Raw genomic sequence first — 14,553 nt, forward strand, 5'->3', positions numbered from 1 at the left:
AATGAGCGCTGCAAAGACGGAAATTCTCGATCTGAACCGCTTCGATGCCAGCGCCGTTTCCGGCCTTTCGCCGGATCTCGCGGCGAAAGTGGCGCGCCGGCAGGCCCATTTCGGCGCCTCTTCCGTCCTCTTCTTCGAGCAGCCGATCGAGATGGTGAAGGCCGAAGGCGCCTATCTCATCGATGCCGAGGACCGGCGCTACCTTGACGTCTACAACAATGTCCCCTCGGTCGGGCATTGCCATCCGCGCGTGGTGGAGGCGATCGCCCGGCAGGCGTCGCAGCTCAACATCCACACCCGCTATCTGAACGACGTCGTCGATGCCTATGCCGAAGACCTCCTGTCCCGTTTTCCGGAGGGGCTCGATACGCTGATGATGACCTGCACGGGCAGCGAGAGCAACGATCTCGCCATGCGCCTTGCACGGATCGCGACGGGCGGTGAGGGCTTCATCGTCACCGAAGCCGCCTACCACGGCAATACGGCGCTGGTGACGGAGATTTCGCCCTCGTCGCTGAGAAGGCGCGACCCCGCGCCCTTCGTTGCCGTCATTCCGGCCCCGGCGGGGCGGGACGGCCAGGATGTCGCGGACAGTTTCGCCGCCTCCGTCGAAGAGGCCATCGCGGCTCTGAAGGCGCGGGGCGTCACGCTTGCGGCGCTCATCGTCGACACGATCTTCTCCAGCGACGGCATCTATGCCGATCCGCCGGGTTTCCTGCAAAAGGCGGTGGACGTGGTGCGGCGGGCCGGCGGCGTCTTGATCGCCGACGAGGTGCAGCCGGGCTTTGGTCGCACCGGCGGGGACGAGCGGGGGGAGGGGCTCTGGGGCTTCCAGCGCCACGGCGTGGTCCCGGAGATCGTCACCCTGGGCAAGCCGATGGGCAATGGTTTTCCGATGGGCGGCGTGGTGACGCGGCCGGATGTCGTGGCGCGCTTTTGCGAGGAGACCGGCTATTTCAACACCTTCGGCGGCAATCCGGTGGCTGCGGCCGCTGGTCACGCGGTCCTCAAAGTGCTGGACGAGGAGGGGCTGGTGGCGCGGGCCCGCAGCGTCGGCGCGCTTTTTCGCCGCCGGCTGGAGGGGCTCATGGGTGCACGGCCCGAGATCGGTGCGGTGCGCGGCGCGGGCCTGTTTCTCGGCCTCGATTTTACCGAGCCATCAACGGGGGTCCCGGATGCGGCGTTGGCGCGGGCCGTCATCAACGATCTTCGTGCGCACGGCATTCTCATCGGGGCGGCCGGCAAATATGGCGCCACGCTGAAGATCCGCCCGCCGCTCTGTTTCTCGAAGGGCGATGTGGACCTCTTCACCGACACGCTCGCCGCGATCCTGGCGCGCCGCTAGGGGCCGTGCGCGGGAACCAGGATTGCCCGACATGCTCTATCTTATTGTTTTCAAACAATTCGCATGCAAGGCCGCTCGCGTTGTCTTGCCGGCGGTGGTCATCGGGAGCGGTCTCGCATGAAGAGGCCGAAAAGCCTGCGCCAGCAGCGCATCCTCAGCGACCTCACGCAGACGCCGAGCCTTCGCGTTGCCGATCTGGCGCGCCGGCTCGATGTTTCCACCGAAACCATTCGCCGCGATCTCGACGAGTTGACAGGGCAGGGGCTGCTCAATCGCACCTATGGCGGCGCGGTACGGTCGCTTTCCACCGAACCTTCCGTCAGCGAGCGGCATCTGCTCTTTCCGGCCGAGCGTGAACGCATCGCGAAGGCGGCGGTGGAGAGGCTCGCGGGCGCCCGCGTGCTGATGATCGGCTCCGGTGCGACGACCGTCCACACCGCGCGGTGCGTCGCAGCGAAGATGCGCGACATCACCGTGCTCACCCACTCCTTCGGCGTCGCGACCGTGCTCGCGCTAAATCCGACCATCCGCGTCCTGATGCTGCCGGGCGATTATCACGCCGGCGAAGGCGCCACGGTGGGCGCCCAGGCGGTGGCGTTCCTTCAGGGGTTCAACGCCGATGTTGCCGTTCTCGGCGCCAGCGGCCTTGGCGCCGATGGCCCTTCGGACGCGCTGATCGAGTGCGGCGCCGTCTATACGGCGATGATCGCGCGCGCCGCCCGCACCCTCGTCGTCGCCGACCATTCAAAGCACGACCTCATCTTTCCCGCCCGTTATGCCCCCTGGAGCGCCATCGGCGACCTCGTCACGGACAGGCAGCCCGGCGGGCCGCTGGCCGACCAGCTCGTGGTAAACGCCGTGGCCGTTACGCTCGCCTGAGACGGGCGGTGGAGCCGGATGTCAGGCCGAGCGGACCTCGTCCGTCGCACCGGTCAGGTGTTCGACGAGGGCAGGGAACGCCATGGGCCTGCCGAGCAGATAGCCCTGCAGCAGTTCACATCCGGCGCCGCGGGCGAAGGCGGCCTGCTCAGCCGTCTCGATCCCCTCGGCGGTAACGGGGATGCCGAGCGCGTTGGCAAGATCGATGGTCGCCCGGACGACGGCGTGTTCGTCGCTGGCAATCAGCGAGCGGTCGATCTTGACCTTGTCGAAGGCGAACTGGCGCAGCGTCCCGATGCTGGCATGGCCCGAGCCGAAATCGTCCATGGCAAAGCGCACACCTTTCGCCCGCAGGGCGGTCATGGACCGGCACGCGCGCTCCGGATGGGAGATGAGGGCACCCTCGGTCACCTCAAGGATCAGCCTTGAGGCGGAAAAGCTGTGTTTTTCCAGAACCTTTTCGATCTCGAGGGCGAAGCGGGGATTGGCCAGTTGGACGGGCGAGATGTTGACGGAAAGGTCGAGCTCCGGAAACACGGCAAGCGATATCAGCGCCGCTTCCAGCACGTTCATCGACAGGCGTTCGATCAAGCCTGCCTTTTCGGCAAGCGGAATGAAGACGCAGGGGCTGACCGGGCCCGTCGCAGGCGACCATCGCGCCAGTGCCTCCACGCCCTTCGTACGTCCGCTCCGCGTGCAGACGAGGGGTTGGAAGACGACGTGGATCTCGTCGCTGTCGATCGCGGTCCGCAGTTTTTCCTCAAGGGCAAACAGGCTTTTGCGCTGCGCATCGAGCTCCGCCGTGTAGCTCTGTACCTGGCCACGGCCCGCATCCTTGGCGCAGTAAAGGGCGAGATCGGCGCGATGCACCGTTTCAAGGGCATCATGCCCGTCCACGACGCCCGCATAGCCGATGCTCGCGCCGATCTCCACATGGTGGCCGTCGATCAGGAAAGGTTGGGCCAGCACATGGACGATCGTGTTGCCGATGTGTGATGGATCGCGTTCGCCCGCGTGCAGCAGCGCGAATTCATCGCCCCCGAAACGGCCGATGGCGAAGGCTTCGGATGTGGTCTTGGTGAGCGTCTCGGCGATGGCGCGCAGCAGCCTGTCCCCTGTCGCGTGTCCCCAGACATCGTTGACACCCTTGAAGCCGTCGAGATCGATCAGGTGGAAAATGCTTCCCGCCGGGGCGCGATCGATGGCGGCGATCATGCCGGCCCTGTTGTAGAGCCCCGTGAGGTGATCATGCGTCGCGTCATGGATGGCCTTGACCGCAAGATCGCTTTCTTTCTTCAGTTCGAAACGGAAGGCGGAGATGACGATCAGGATGAGGGCGAGGAGCAGGCCGCCGAGGGCGATCAGTGTCGGAAGCGCTGTGTTGTAGACGGCCGTTCCGGGGTCGGTTTTCGGCCAGACAAAGTAACCGAGCGGCTCTCCCTCGAAATTCGTGATCAGCCGCCATGACTGTCCGGGATCGGGGCTCGCCTGGATTCGCAAGGCGTTGATCTGAAACTCCTCGGCAATCGCGCCGACAAATCCGGGCGTCAATGTCTTGAAGAAGGTCAGGGTCGTGTGCGCCGTATCCAGATCCGGGTCGTTGACCGGGCGAATGCCGAGCGTTGCCGTCACAACGATCGAGCCGTCAATCTGATAGAGATCGAACACGGTGCGAATGTTCTCCAGCCGGGAGGCGACAAGCGAGCGCTTGACGATACCGGGACCGAACAGGGCGACGGCGTCGATCGGCTGGCCTTTCCGGTAGGCCGCGATCTGCGCTCCGTCCGGCCCAAGGACGATGACGCCGTCATAAAGGGGATAATCCGCGCTGACCGCGCCCCAGTTGTCCTCGATCCAGGCGACGGGATCGCCGGACCGTACAGCTTCATAGGCATCGTCCCAGACGGCATTGTCTCGCACCGTGCCGGCCAGCCGTTTCTTCACAGAGGACATGGCGGCCGATACCGCATTCACCAGGCGCCGCTCATCGAGCTCGTTGGTCGCGTCGCGCATCGTCGTGACCGTGCTCAGTGCCAGCGCACCGATAGCGACAAGCAGGCCGATGACGAGCGTCACCGACAGGGCAAACTTGTACGACATACGCGCAATTTTGAGACGAGCTGCCACCGGCTATCCGCAAAGGGGGGGAGGGCGACCTCATGTCGTTGCATCGGTGGGTGCGTGATGCACGCCGAAATTTCACGGTGTCACTCCTATCAAAAACCCCTTGCCGTTTCGTTTGAACGACCGATCGAAACTTGGGTTCCAATCTTGAGGATTGGTTTACCATGCGGTTTCGCCGGGCCCTGATCCGCGGCCTTTGCGGTGGCAGGCTGCCCGCCGCAAAGGGTCACTGTCTGCGTTCGATGGTGATCCGGACACAGGCAGTCACGGGATGACCCGCAAGACCGCTCACGCGGCTGCGGACGACTTGGCCGCATTTTCGCGGCCGCCCGACCAGGCGAGATTGCCCCGATAGCGCGAGGCCATGCGGCCCTCATCGTCGAGTGTGACGAGGGACAGCCAGCCATTGTCGAAGAGCGCGCGCACGGCCGGGTGGCGGGCGAGGATGTCGGTGATCGCCTCCGTGGGTGCCTCGACGACGACGGTCAGCCGCAGCGGTTCGTGAATGAAGGTCTCGCCGTCATGCACGGATTGCCAGGGCAGGCCAGCCCTGAGATTGCCGCCATTGCCTTCGGCAACGCCGATGCCGCCCACCACATTGTGCAGGAGCTTGTTGCCCGCGCCGAAGAGGGCAGGGGCGATGGCCGAGCCGAAATATTGCAGGCTGATCCAGCTCGCCACCACCACCGGCGCCGTCAGGATGAGTTCCAGCGTCTTGAAGCCGGTGTCGCTGCGCCAGTCATAATCATGCAGGAAGGCCTGGCCGGAAAGCGACCGGCCCACTGTCCGGGCGCGCGGCGCGGCGATGAAGGCGCGGCAGCCGGCAAGGCCGAGTTCGGGGCGCACCTGCGACCAGTCGCGGCTGCGCGCGGCAAGACTTTCCGCCCGCGCGCCGTGAAGGCGAAGGGCGCGTTCAGCCCGCGCAAGGCACCCGGCCTCGGCCAGCCAGCGGCGCAGCCGCTTGCGGTCGGCCGCATCGATCGGCGTTGTAAGATCCGCGTCGAAGAGCGTCACCTCATCGGTCGTCGTGTCGTGCAGGGCGGGAATGAAGACCGTATCGGCAGGGATCTGCGGCCCCTCTTGCCGAAGCGCCGCCCGCACGGCGGGATCATTGAGGAGGCCGGTAAGCAGCCGGGCATTGACGTCGCCGGCATGGCCGCCGCAGGCGCCGCATTGCAGGGCGCTTGCAAAGGGGTTGTTCGTCACGCTCGCGCCATGGCCGGCGATCAGCACGTAACGGGCAAACCCTGTCGTCAGCGACATGGCCTTCAGCACCGACCGTGCCATGGCGACACGCGCGGAAACATCCGGCTGCGGCGCGAGGCGAGGCCGGGCTGGGTCCTTGCTGCCGTGGGCGCTGAAACCGAAGCCGTCGCGCAAAAGCTTGCCGGCATAGACCGGCCCCATTGCCTCGACGAAGGCGAAAGAGGAAACGGCCGCGAGCTTGAACCGGCCCCAGGCCCGGATGGCACGGGCCCCGAAGCGTGCCTGCCGGTCGGCCTCGGCGCTCTTGTCCTCGGGGCCATCCACGGCGCTGCAGCTGAAGACGGAGGGCTTCAGGAGAACCGGCAACCGGTGTTCGGCGCAGTCGGAGGCAAAGCCGCGATGCTGCGCACCGAGACCGAAGAAGCCGGCAAAGCCGAGCGTGCGGATAGCCGGATCGAGGCTTTCCAGCGCGCGGCGAAAGACCTCGGAGCGCACATCGATGCAGAAGGCGGCCTGCACCATGGGCCGTTCCGATGTCCCCTGTGGCAGGGCCGGTCTCGGAGCGGGTGTGGCGAGCGTTTCGCCGAGCACGCGCTGCGTGGCACGTTCGGCCGCCGCCTGGAGGACGGCGTCGATGATCATCTCGGCGTCGGGCGCGAGCGGCGCCGTGTGGCTGGTCCGCACCCGCTGCCAGTCACTCCCGACGAGGGGCTGGTGCTTGAGGAAGAGCGCCTCCTCGAAGACGAGCCGGATGGCCAGAAGCTCGAGCGCCGTCGTATCGCTGCCGCCGCCGACGTCGGCGGTGAACTGCAACTGGCGGGCAAATTGCGCCGTGCCGCCGAGGCCAAGCAGCAACTGGTGGAAATAGGTGCCGGGATCGGCCCCGAGCCCAAGCGTCATGGCGGCCCGCGCGATGGCGTCCACCGGCGCTTCCGGCGTGGCCGCCACATGGGCGCCGAAGCCGGAAAGGCCGATGATTTCCGGCGTCAAGTCGTGGCTGGCGAAGGCCCGCCAGGCCGTGTAGAGCCCGCCGCGCCGCGAGGCGGCCCAGAGCGCCTGACCCTCGTCGAAAAAGCCGGCGGCAAAGACGCCGATCCGGTCCGCCACCAGCCCCGGCCAGTCCTTGCCCGTCGCATGGGCGCAAAGCTCGGCGATGGTCGGCAGGGCTTCGACGGGCGCCGGTTCATGGGCAAGCGCTGCCGTCAGAGCGGCAAGATCGATGGCCGGATCGAGATCGCGGACGGCCGTCTCGGCGGAGAGCGCCGCAAGAAGATCGGCATCGGTAATCTCGCCCCGCGCGATCCGCTCGGCGTAATGGCTGCGGGGCAGGGCGAGGCGGACGCCGCTGATGCGGGCAAGCCGCGCCGCCGCCATTTCCAGCCGTTCACCGCTCTGGCCGAGGAAAGGATTGACGGCGACGGTCGCGGTGAGGGGAAAGGCGGGCGGAATGGCTCTCACCGCAGCGTCGGCCGCCTTCGCAAGCGCTTCGCCGTGCAGGGGCTCGACATGCAGGGCGGCGACGGAGCGTGCATCCACCGACCGGGTCTGAGGGGAGATCGTCTTGGTCATCGCATCACTCCTTGATGGCGGCGGGGGTAGGGGGGGTAATCGACGGGCAAAGCCCGGTTTTTTTATCTGTCGACCAGCCGCCGATCAGCCGGTCGAAGAGCGCATTGACGTAAAGCCCGTTGGCGAGGTGTACGCGCAGGCCCGCCGCTGCGGGGTGGTAGGCCCAGAGCGGGAAGAGCGACTGGGCGACGGCCACGGCGCCGAAGGTGACGACCGCCAGCAGCATCAGCGTCCATTCGAGCGGCCCCGGCGCCGGCGTTGCCGGAAGCGTGCCGGTCAGAAGCCAGTCGGCGAGGCGCTGCAGGGCGAAATAGGCCGTGGCGGCCGAGACGGCGTAGAGCGCGGTGCGCCAGGTCAGCGCCCTGGGCGCGGCATCGGCAAGGCCCTGCGCGATGAGGTAGGCTACGCCGAATATCAGGATGGCGCCAAGCGCCAGCGCCTGCGGCGGCTTGTCCGCAAAGCCGAAGAGGAGGCCGATCACCGCATAGATGGCGAGTGCCAGCAGGAAGGCGCGGCCGACCGCCCGCGCGTCGGGGATCGCCACCGGCCCCGGCCGACGGATGGCCGCCACCGTTTCCACGGCGGAGCCGGAGGAGAGGAAGGCATGGGCCTTGTAGAGCGAGTGGGCCACGATGTGCAGCAGCGCGATGGGGAAGAGCGCAAGACCGCACTGCAGGATCATGAAGCCCATCTGCGCCACGGTGGACCAGGCGAGCGAGGACTTGACCGCCGACTGGGTGAGCATGACGACGCTGCCGAAGAGCGCGGTAAAGCCGCCGACCATGACGAGAACCGCCAGCACCACCGGTGCCTGAAGCATGACATCGGCAAAGCGGATCAGGAGGAAGCCGCCCGCATTGACGATGCCCGCATGCAGGAGGGCCGAGACCGGGGTCGGGGTTTCCATCACCTCCGTCAGCCAGCCATGGGTCGGAAACTGCGCCGACTTCAGGAGGGCGGCGAGGGCCAGAAGCGCGGCGGCGAAGGCGGGCAGGGCGCTTTGGGATGCGGCGCTCTCGCCGGCCTGGGCAGCGGCAAGGATTTGTCCGATGTCGCCCGTGCCGTAGGCGATGGCCAGCAACACGGCCGCGCCGATCAGCGCCGCATCGCCGATGCGCGAGACGATGAACTTCTTGCGGGCAGCGCGTGCGGCCGCGATCCGTCCGGGATAGAAGAGCAGCAACTGGTGCAGAAGCAGGCTGGTGACGATCCAGGCCGCAACGAGCTGCAGCAGCGTGCCGGCCTGCACCAGCATCAGAACGGCAGCCAGGGTTGCCGTCATGAAGCCGGTGAAGGGCCCCTGCCGCGGCTCGCCATCCAGAAACGTGCCGGCGTAGCGCAGCACCAGCCAGCCGATGAAGGAGACGAGCAGCATCAGGATGAGGCTGACGAGATCGAGCCGGGGGGCGAAGGCGACGAGACCATAGCCGAGCGCCGGTCCGGTGCCCGGCCCGTAGGCCGCCAGAACGAGGGCGGAGAGGAGGGCGACGAGCATGGCGCCGAGCGCGCTGGCTTCGGCGACCTGCACCGCCCGACGCGGGCGAAGGCCGGGCGCCTTGAATGCGTAAAGGGATGCGAAGGCCAGCGCGAGCGGCGCCAGCAGCGGCAGGGCGCGCGCCAGCGAGATGAGATGCGGGGCAAGATCTGGCAGCGTAAAAGGTGGGATCATCGAGCGTCTCCGGTCTGGACCGCGTGCCGGAGGGCGATTGCGGCCGTATGGAAGCGCTGATAGCAGCCGGAGGAACTCAATAAAAATTCATTGTTTATCGAAAATCGTTCTATAAAATATATGAATGACCGAGCTCAACTATCATCACCTGCGCTACTTCCGTGCCGTTGCGCATGATGGAAACCTGACGCGGGCGGCCGAGCGGCTAAACCTGTCGCAATCGGCCCTGTCGATCCAGATAAAGCAGCTGGAAACGCGGCTCGGCCAGGCCCTCTTCGAGCGGCGCGGCCGGCAACTTTACCTCACCGAGGCCGGGCGTATCGCGCTCGACCATGCCGATACGATCTTCGCGGCCGGCGAGGAGCTGGTGGAAACGCTGAAGGAAACCGGCCGGGCGCGCCGCGCCATCCGCATCGGCGCGCTGGCGACGTTGTCACGCAATTTCCAGATGGAGTTCCTGCGCCCCATCCTCGGGCGCAGCGACGTCGACATGATCCTGCGCTCGGGCAGCACGGGCGAGCTTCTCTCCAGCCTCGAGGCGCTCAACCTCGACATCGTCCTTCTCAACCAGCCGCCGCGAGCCGATGCGGTGACGTCCTTCATCGCTGAGACCGTCTACGAGCAGCGCGTCAGCCTGATCGGCCGCCCCGCCTATGGCAGGCCGGGCGAAAGCCTCGCCGACCTCCTCGCCCGCCATCCGGTGGTGCTGCCGACGCTGGAAAGCGGCGTGCGCGCCCAGTTCGATGCGCTGGTCGCGCGCCTTGCCATCACCCCGCAGATCGCCGCCGAAGTGGACGACATGGCAATGATGCGCCTGCTCGCCCGCGAAGGTGCCGGCCTCGCGGTCCTCCCCCCCATCGTCGTCAAGGGCGAGCTCGAAACGGGCCTGCTCACCGAATTCGACGCCCTGCCGGGCCTCACCGAAACCTTCTACGCCGTCACCACCAAACGCCGCTTCCCCAACCCGCTGATCCGGACGCTGCTGAACCGGTAGGGGAGGGTGAAAATGCGATCAGCGGGCGGCATGCAGACCGTTTGCCACCCGCTCCCGGATGAGGCGGGTGACGGCGGAGACCGTGTAGCGGCCGGCGCTGACGGAGGCGACGAGGACGAACTCGACATCTTCCATCGTCGGCAGGGCCTGCGGTGGCAGTTCCCGCAGTCCGGAGGGCGCGACGAGGTTGCGGGGCTGGACGAGGACGCCCATGCCGGCCCGCGCCGCAGCCGTCAGGCCGCCGAGGCTCTAGCTGTAGCAGACGATCCGCCAGGGGTGCTTGGTGCGATCGAGCGCCTCCATCAGCAGCGTCCGCGTCACGCTCGGCCGGGAAAGACAATGAGTGGCAGGATGGGCTTGGTCAGCACGGCCTCCGGAGCGGCCGCCAGCCAGACCAGCGGCTCGCGCAGCCCGAGTTTCTGGCTGGCGATCGTGAAACTGCCGAGCTGGGCAATCGAAACGAAGCTGCGCAGGTGGACGAGATTGAAAATATCACGTTTCCCGATGACCGTTATTTCTTGCATTGGATTTGACGATAACTAGTGTCGGGCCTCTGTCCAGGCCCACGCGAACCAAATTCAAGCGAGCCAAATTCAAGCGAGCCAAATTCGAGCGAGATTGCCGATGAAGCGCCTCCTTCCCGATACGTTCACGCTGCTGCTCGTCGCCACGGTGGTGCTGGCGAGCTTCCTGCCGATCGCCGGAGAGCCGGCCGAATGGTTCGGCCTCGCGACCAATCTCGCCATTGCCCTTCTGTTCTTCCTTCACGGCGCACGGCTTTCAACGGATGTCGTGGTGGCCGGGTTTCTGCATTGGCGTCTGCAGAGCTTCATCCTCGCCGTCACCTTCGTGGTCTTTCCGCTGCTCGGTCTGCTCCTCGGCCTCCTGTCGCCCTGGCTGATCCCGCCGGCTCTCTATCTCGGCCTTCTCTATGTCTGCGTGCTGCCCTCGACGGTGCAGTCCTCCATCGCCTTCACCTCGATTGCTGGCGGCAATGTGCCGGCTGCCATCTGCGCCGCATCCGCATCGAACATCCTCGGCATGTTCCTGACGCCGGCGCTTGTGGCTGTCCTTTTCACGGCGGGTGGCCACGTCGGGGTGTCGCTTGAGATGATCTGGAAGATCCTGCTGCAGCTTTTCGCGCCCTTCGTGCTGGGGCAGATTCTCCAGCCCTTCATCGGCAACTGGATCCGGGCGCGCAAATCGCTGCTCGCGCCGGTCGATCGCGGGTCGATCCTGATGGTGGTCTATCTCGCCTTTTCCAATGCGGTGATCGAAGGCATCTGGTCGAACGTCTCGACGGCCGATCTGGCGCTGGTGATCGGCCTCGACATTGCGCTTCTCGTCATCGTCCTCCTCATCACCACCTTTGCCTCGAAGCTCTTCGGCTTCAGCCGCGAGGACCGGATTGCCGCGATTTTCTGCGGCTCGAAGAAGAGCCTTGCCAGCGGCGTGCCCATGGCCGGCGTCATCTTCGCCGGCCAGTCGGTCGGCGCCATCGTCCTGCCGCTGATGCTGTTCCATCAGATCCAGCTGATGGTCTGCGCCTGGCTCGCGCGCGGTTTTGCGCAGAAAAGGGCGCAGACGGAGCGCGTGCTCAAGGCGGCAGCCTGAGAGAAAGCCTTGTTTTGCCGTTACGGCATTTCTAAGCGCGGGGCACCATCCCGCGCGCTCAAAGGGAAAGCGATGTTCATCCGAGCTGCAACGGACCAGGATCGAAGTGCCATTTGGGAAATCCTGCGCCCGACAAGTCGCGGCGGCGAAACCTAGGCGCTCGACCCGGATCTCAGCGAAAACGACGCCTTGGCCTACTGGATGGCTCCCCAACGGGACACCTTCGTTGCGGAAGAAAACGGTCTTATCGTTGGCACCTACTTTCTCAACGCCAACCACGCCGGTGGCGGGCAGCACGTTTGCAATTGCGGCTACATGACGGGAACTGCCGCACGTGGCCGCGGCGTTGCCCGACAGATGCACGAGCACTCGCTGACCCATGCCCGAGCACGGGGTTTCCGGGCGATGCAGTTCAACTTTGTCATCAGGACCAACGAACGCGCGGTGCGGCTGTGGCAGTCCCTCGGCTTTGACATCGTCGGCAGGCTCCCAGAGGCATTCCTTCACCCGTCGCTGGGTTATGTCGACGCGTTCATCATGTTTCGCAAGTTTTAGACGCATCGCACGCGTGGCGCGTGGACGAGCGGCCAACCCGGGTGAAAACGATCAGGCGTCAGGTTCCATAACGTTGATTACCCGAGAAGTCGCGTGTAGCGGGTACATTCTATTTCCAAGTGCGGCCCCCTCTTGTCGATGGGGCGAAAAGGGCGAGCCCTAGAGGGAAAGTTGACGGATGAAGGTTCCGAAGAGTTCGGCCTGGGAGGAAATGCCGAGCTTGTGGTAGATGTTCTTCCGGTGGATCTTGACGGTTCCCTCCACGATTCCGAGCTGTTCGGCAATCGACATGGTCGAATGGCCCCGCAGGATCAGCGAGGTGATCTCGATTTCGCGGGGCGTCAAGAGGCCGTCGGTCATGCGGGTCAGCGTGAGGTTGATCGCATCCGCCGGCGGCTGGTCAAGGCGCATGGCGGTAGCGGCCCGGTTGAGGTGGTTCTCAAGCAGTGGCCTGACGACCGGCGCGGCGCCATGGACGCTCCTCAGGTCACGCTGGCCGAAGGCGGGAGCGCTGAACGGACGGGTGAAGCTCAGCACGACGCCATGGTCTTGCGCCGGGCGACAGATGATCCCCACCTCGTCGCGGATGCCGGTCAGCGCATAATGCTGGCGGAAATATTCGGAACTGTAGAACTGGTCGGGTGCCATGTCGCGCAAGCGCCGCACCCCCTCGACACCCGGGCTGGTGGCGGCTGCGTAAAACGGATCGAGGAGATAGGGACCGGCCACGTAGGCATCGATCACCGTCCCTGCCCGTAAATCGCGGATATTGTGGAAATGCACGATCGGCCGCCCGACGCCGCGATAGCCGAACACCATGAGGATGTCGAAATCGAGGACGATCCGCAGCAGGTCCTCCAGCCGATCCGGAAATTCCGGCGTGCCGACGGCCGCCATCGCTTCGGCCAGCGCGCCGTTCCAGGCTGCGAAATTGCTGATCAACAACCGGATCCTTCCCCTTTTGACGCTTGAGCGCGTCAGCGGTATGCGCCCGGACTGCCTCGATCCTACCAGGAGGAGCGCTTCTGCAAATCCCGCTTCGGCGAATATGCTCCGGCCACAAGACCGTCACCCCTGCCCTATCCCTCTGGGGATATTTTTTTAACCGGAACGCTCCTCTAACCTCAAGCCAATTCTGGGGCAAAAGACATGACGAAGACGACAGAAGCGGCGCAGGTGTTCGAGAGGATCATCCGGGAAAAGGGTGCCGATGCCGTCCACATCGGCATGGTCGATCCGGAAGGCGAGTTCCGCGACAAGCGTGTTTCGGCTGAAAAGGCGATGAAGCTGGCCAAGCAGGGCTACCCCTTCTGCGAGGTTCTGTATTTCTGGGACATAGCAGAGGAGACGTTCCGCGACGGCGCCTTCATCGACCGCCCGGCGGCGCTCTTTGCCGACACGATCCGCACCTATCCCTTCGCCGAGCGCTCTGCGCTCTGCCTTGCCGACTTTACCGGAGAATTTGGCCGGCGCACACCGCGAAATGTCTGCCTTGACCAGATCGCCAAGGCGAAAGCGCTGGGTTTTGACGTCTTTTCTGCCTTCGAGTTCGAATTCTTCGTGTTCGACGAGACGGCCGAAACGATGAAGGCGAAGGATTACCGCGACCTCACCCATTTTGCGCAGGGCAATCGCACCTATTCGCTGCAGACATCGGCCCTTCATGGCGACCTACTCGAAGGTCTCGAGGAGACGATGGGTGTCATGGATGTGCACCTCGATGCCATCCACACGGAGCTTGGACCGGGCTGCTTCGAAGCGCCGCTTGTCTATGCCGGTGGCATCAAGGCGGCGGACGACGCCCTCCTGTTCAAGAACTTCGCCCGCTCCTACTTTGCCCGCAACGACCTGACCGTGAGCTTCATGTCCAAGCTCTCGCCCTCCCTGTCCGGCCAGTCGGGCCATCTGCATCTTTCGCTGCGGGACAAGCAAGGCAATCCGGTCTTTGCGGATCGCGCGCAGCCGGACGGGCTCAGCACCGCCGCCCGTCACTTCATCGGCGGGCTGTTGCAGCTGATGCCGGAACTGCTCGCCATGTGCTCTTCCACCGTCAACGCCTACAAGCGTCTGGTGCCGGGCGCCTGGGCGCCGACGGCGTCGAACTGGGGCGTACAAAACCGCACCGCCGCCCTGCGCGTCATCAATGACAATCCAGATGCGACACGGCTCGAATTCCGCGTGCCCTCGGCAGACACCAATCCCTACCTCGCGCTCGCCATGATGCTGGGCGCCGGCCTTTACGGCATGGAGAACGGCATCGAGCCGCCTGCCGGCAGCGCCGAGAATTTCTATCTCGCCAGGCCCGCTGCCGAAACCGTCTTCCCGCGCGACCTCTGGGATGCGGCACAACGGCTGAAGGCAAGCCGTGCCGCAACCGCACTCTTCGGCGGCGATTTCGTCGCAAGCTTCGTGGAAAGCCGCGAGGTGGAGTTTTCGGCCTATCAGAAACAAGTCAGCGAGTGGGAACTGAGGCGCTATCTCGGCGTCGTCTAGGACATTTCCCAGCCGAAGTGTGAGGACAAGGCGGCAGGAAAACAAGGCATCGGGCGTCATCCGGCCGGCGGGGAACGAGGATCGATCTGATGATGCGTCAGGGGA

General features: G+C 65.3%; 9 protein-coding genes and 2 pseudogenes. 6 read left to right on the forward strand and 5 right to left on the reverse strand.

What is annotated here, in order from left to right:
- The first annotated feature begins 1 nt into the window (after window position 1).
- Both F3H41_RS19990 and F3H41_RS19995 read left to right on the forward strand, forming a co-directional pair.
- Window positions 2–1,345: an aspartate aminotransferase family protein gene (locus F3H41_RS19990; protein WP_149740459.1), complete on the forward strand. Its 1,344-nt coding sequence runs from the start codon at window positions 2–4 to the stop codon at window positions 1,343–1,345.
- 117 nt (window positions 1,346–1,462) lie between these two features.
- Window positions 1,463–2,224, forward strand: coding sequence for a DeoR/GlpR family DNA-binding transcription regulator (locus F3H41_RS19995; RefSeq protein WP_149740461.1), 762 nt, complete (start codon window positions 1,463–1,465; stop codon window positions 2,222–2,224).
- 21 nt (window positions 2,225–2,245) lie between these two features.
- Here the strand turns inward: F3H41_RS19995 and F3H41_RS20000 are convergent, their stop codons facing one another.
- From F3H41_RS20000 to F3H41_RS20010, 3 genes are all read right to left on the reverse strand, one after another.
- Window positions 2,246–4,324 (reverse strand): bifunctional diguanylate cyclase/phosphodiesterase, encoded by a 2,079-nt coding sequence (locus F3H41_RS20000; protein WP_149740462.1) that lies wholly within the window; start codon window positions 4,322–4,324, stop codon window positions 2,246–2,248.
- A 312-nt stretch (window positions 4,325–4,636) separates the two neighbouring features.
- Window positions 4,637–7,123, reverse strand: coding sequence for a DUF2309 domain-containing protein (locus F3H41_RS20005; protein WP_149740463.1), 2,487 nt, complete (start codon window positions 7,121–7,123; stop codon window positions 4,637–4,639).
- A gap of 4 nt (window positions 7,124–7,127) precedes the next feature.
- Window positions 7,128–8,792, reverse strand: a complete 1,665-nt coding sequence (locus F3H41_RS20010; protein WP_149740464.1) for a proton-conducting transporter membrane subunit — start codon at window positions 8,790–8,792, stop codon at window positions 7,128–7,130.
- A 124-nt stretch (window positions 8,793–8,916) separates the two neighbouring features.
- Here F3H41_RS20010 and F3H41_RS20015 point away from each other — a divergent pair, with 124 nt between their 5' ends.
- Complete coding sequence (locus tag F3H41_RS20015; RefSeq protein WP_149740465.1) at window positions 8,917–9,786, forward strand: LysR family transcriptional regulator; 870 nt, start codon at window positions 8,917–8,919, stop codon at window positions 9,784–9,786.
- A gap of 18 nt (window positions 9,787–9,804) precedes the next feature.
- On the opposite strand, the pseudogene F3H41_RS21650 reads toward F3H41_RS20015, so the two are convergent.
- Window positions 9,805–10,205, reverse strand: a pseudogene (locus tag F3H41_RS21650) (LysR substrate-binding domain-containing protein); the annotation flags it as partial.
- A 205-nt stretch (window positions 10,206–10,410) separates the two neighbouring features.
- Here F3H41_RS21650 and F3H41_RS20025 point away from each other — a divergent pair.
- Window positions 10,411–11,400, forward strand: coding sequence for a bile acid:sodium symporter family protein (locus tag F3H41_RS20025; RefSeq protein ID WP_149740466.1), 990 nt, complete (start codon window positions 10,411–10,413; stop codon window positions 11,398–11,400).
- 72 nt (window positions 11,401–11,472) lie between these two features.
- Window positions 11,473–11,955 (forward strand): annotated as a pseudogene (locus F3H41_RS20030) (GNAT family N-acetyltransferase).
- A gap of 159 nt (window positions 11,956–12,114) precedes the next feature.
- Here F3H41_RS20030 and F3H41_RS20035 read toward each other — a convergent pair.
- Entirely contained in the window at window positions 12,115–12,897 is a 783-nt protein-coding gene (locus tag F3H41_RS20035) for a LuxR C-terminal-related transcriptional regulator (protein ID WP_149740467.1), read from the reverse strand.
- 207 nt (window positions 12,898–13,104) lie between these two features.
- Between F3H41_RS20035 and F3H41_RS20040 the strand changes: the two genes are divergently transcribed.
- Window positions 13,105–14,448: a glutamine synthetase gene (locus F3H41_RS20040; protein ID WP_149740469.1), complete on the forward strand. Its 1,344-nt coding sequence runs from the start codon at window positions 13,105–13,107 to the stop codon at window positions 14,446–14,448.
- Window positions 14,449–14,553: the final 105 nt, after the last annotated feature.

The organism is Rhizobium sp. RU20A, assembly GCF_900155885.1.
Lineage (GTDB): Bacteria > Pseudomonadota > Alphaproteobacteria > Rhizobiales > Rhizobiaceae > RU20A.

What these genes read in the sequence shown, in the direction of transcription:
- F3H41_RS20010 (WP_149740464.1), bottom strand. Translation starts at nt 8,792, where the DNA reads ATGATCCCACCTTTTACGCTGCCAGATCTTGCCCCGCATCTCATCTCG.
- F3H41_RS20005 (WP_149740463.1), bottom strand. Translation starts at nt 7,123, where the DNA reads ATGACCAAGACGATCTCCCCTCAGACCCGGTCGGTGGATGCACGCTCC.
- F3H41_RS19995 (WP_149740461.1), top strand. Translation starts at nt 1,463, where the DNA reads ATGAAGAGGCCGAAAAGCCTGCGCCAGCAGCGCATCCTCAGCGACCTC.
- F3H41_RS20015 (WP_149740465.1), top strand. Translation starts at nt 8,917, where the DNA reads ATGACCGAGCTCAACTATCATCACCTGCGCTACTTCCGTGCCGTTGCG.
- F3H41_RS19990 (WP_149740459.1), top strand. Translation starts at nt 2, where the DNA reads ATGAGCGCTGCAAAGACGGAAATTCTCGATCTGAACCGCTTCGATGCC.
- F3H41_RS20025 (WP_149740466.1), top strand. Translation starts at nt 10,411, where the DNA reads ATGAAGCGCCTCCTTCCCGATACGTTCACGCTGCTGCTCGTCGCCACG.
- F3H41_RS20040 (WP_149740469.1), top strand. Translation starts at nt 13,105, where the DNA reads ATGACGAAGACGACAGAAGCGGCGCAGGTGTTCGAGAGGATCATCCGG.
- F3H41_RS20000 (WP_149740462.1), bottom strand. Translation starts at nt 4,324, where the DNA reads ATGTCGTACAAGTTTGCCCTGTCGGTGACGCTCGTCATCGGCCTGCTT.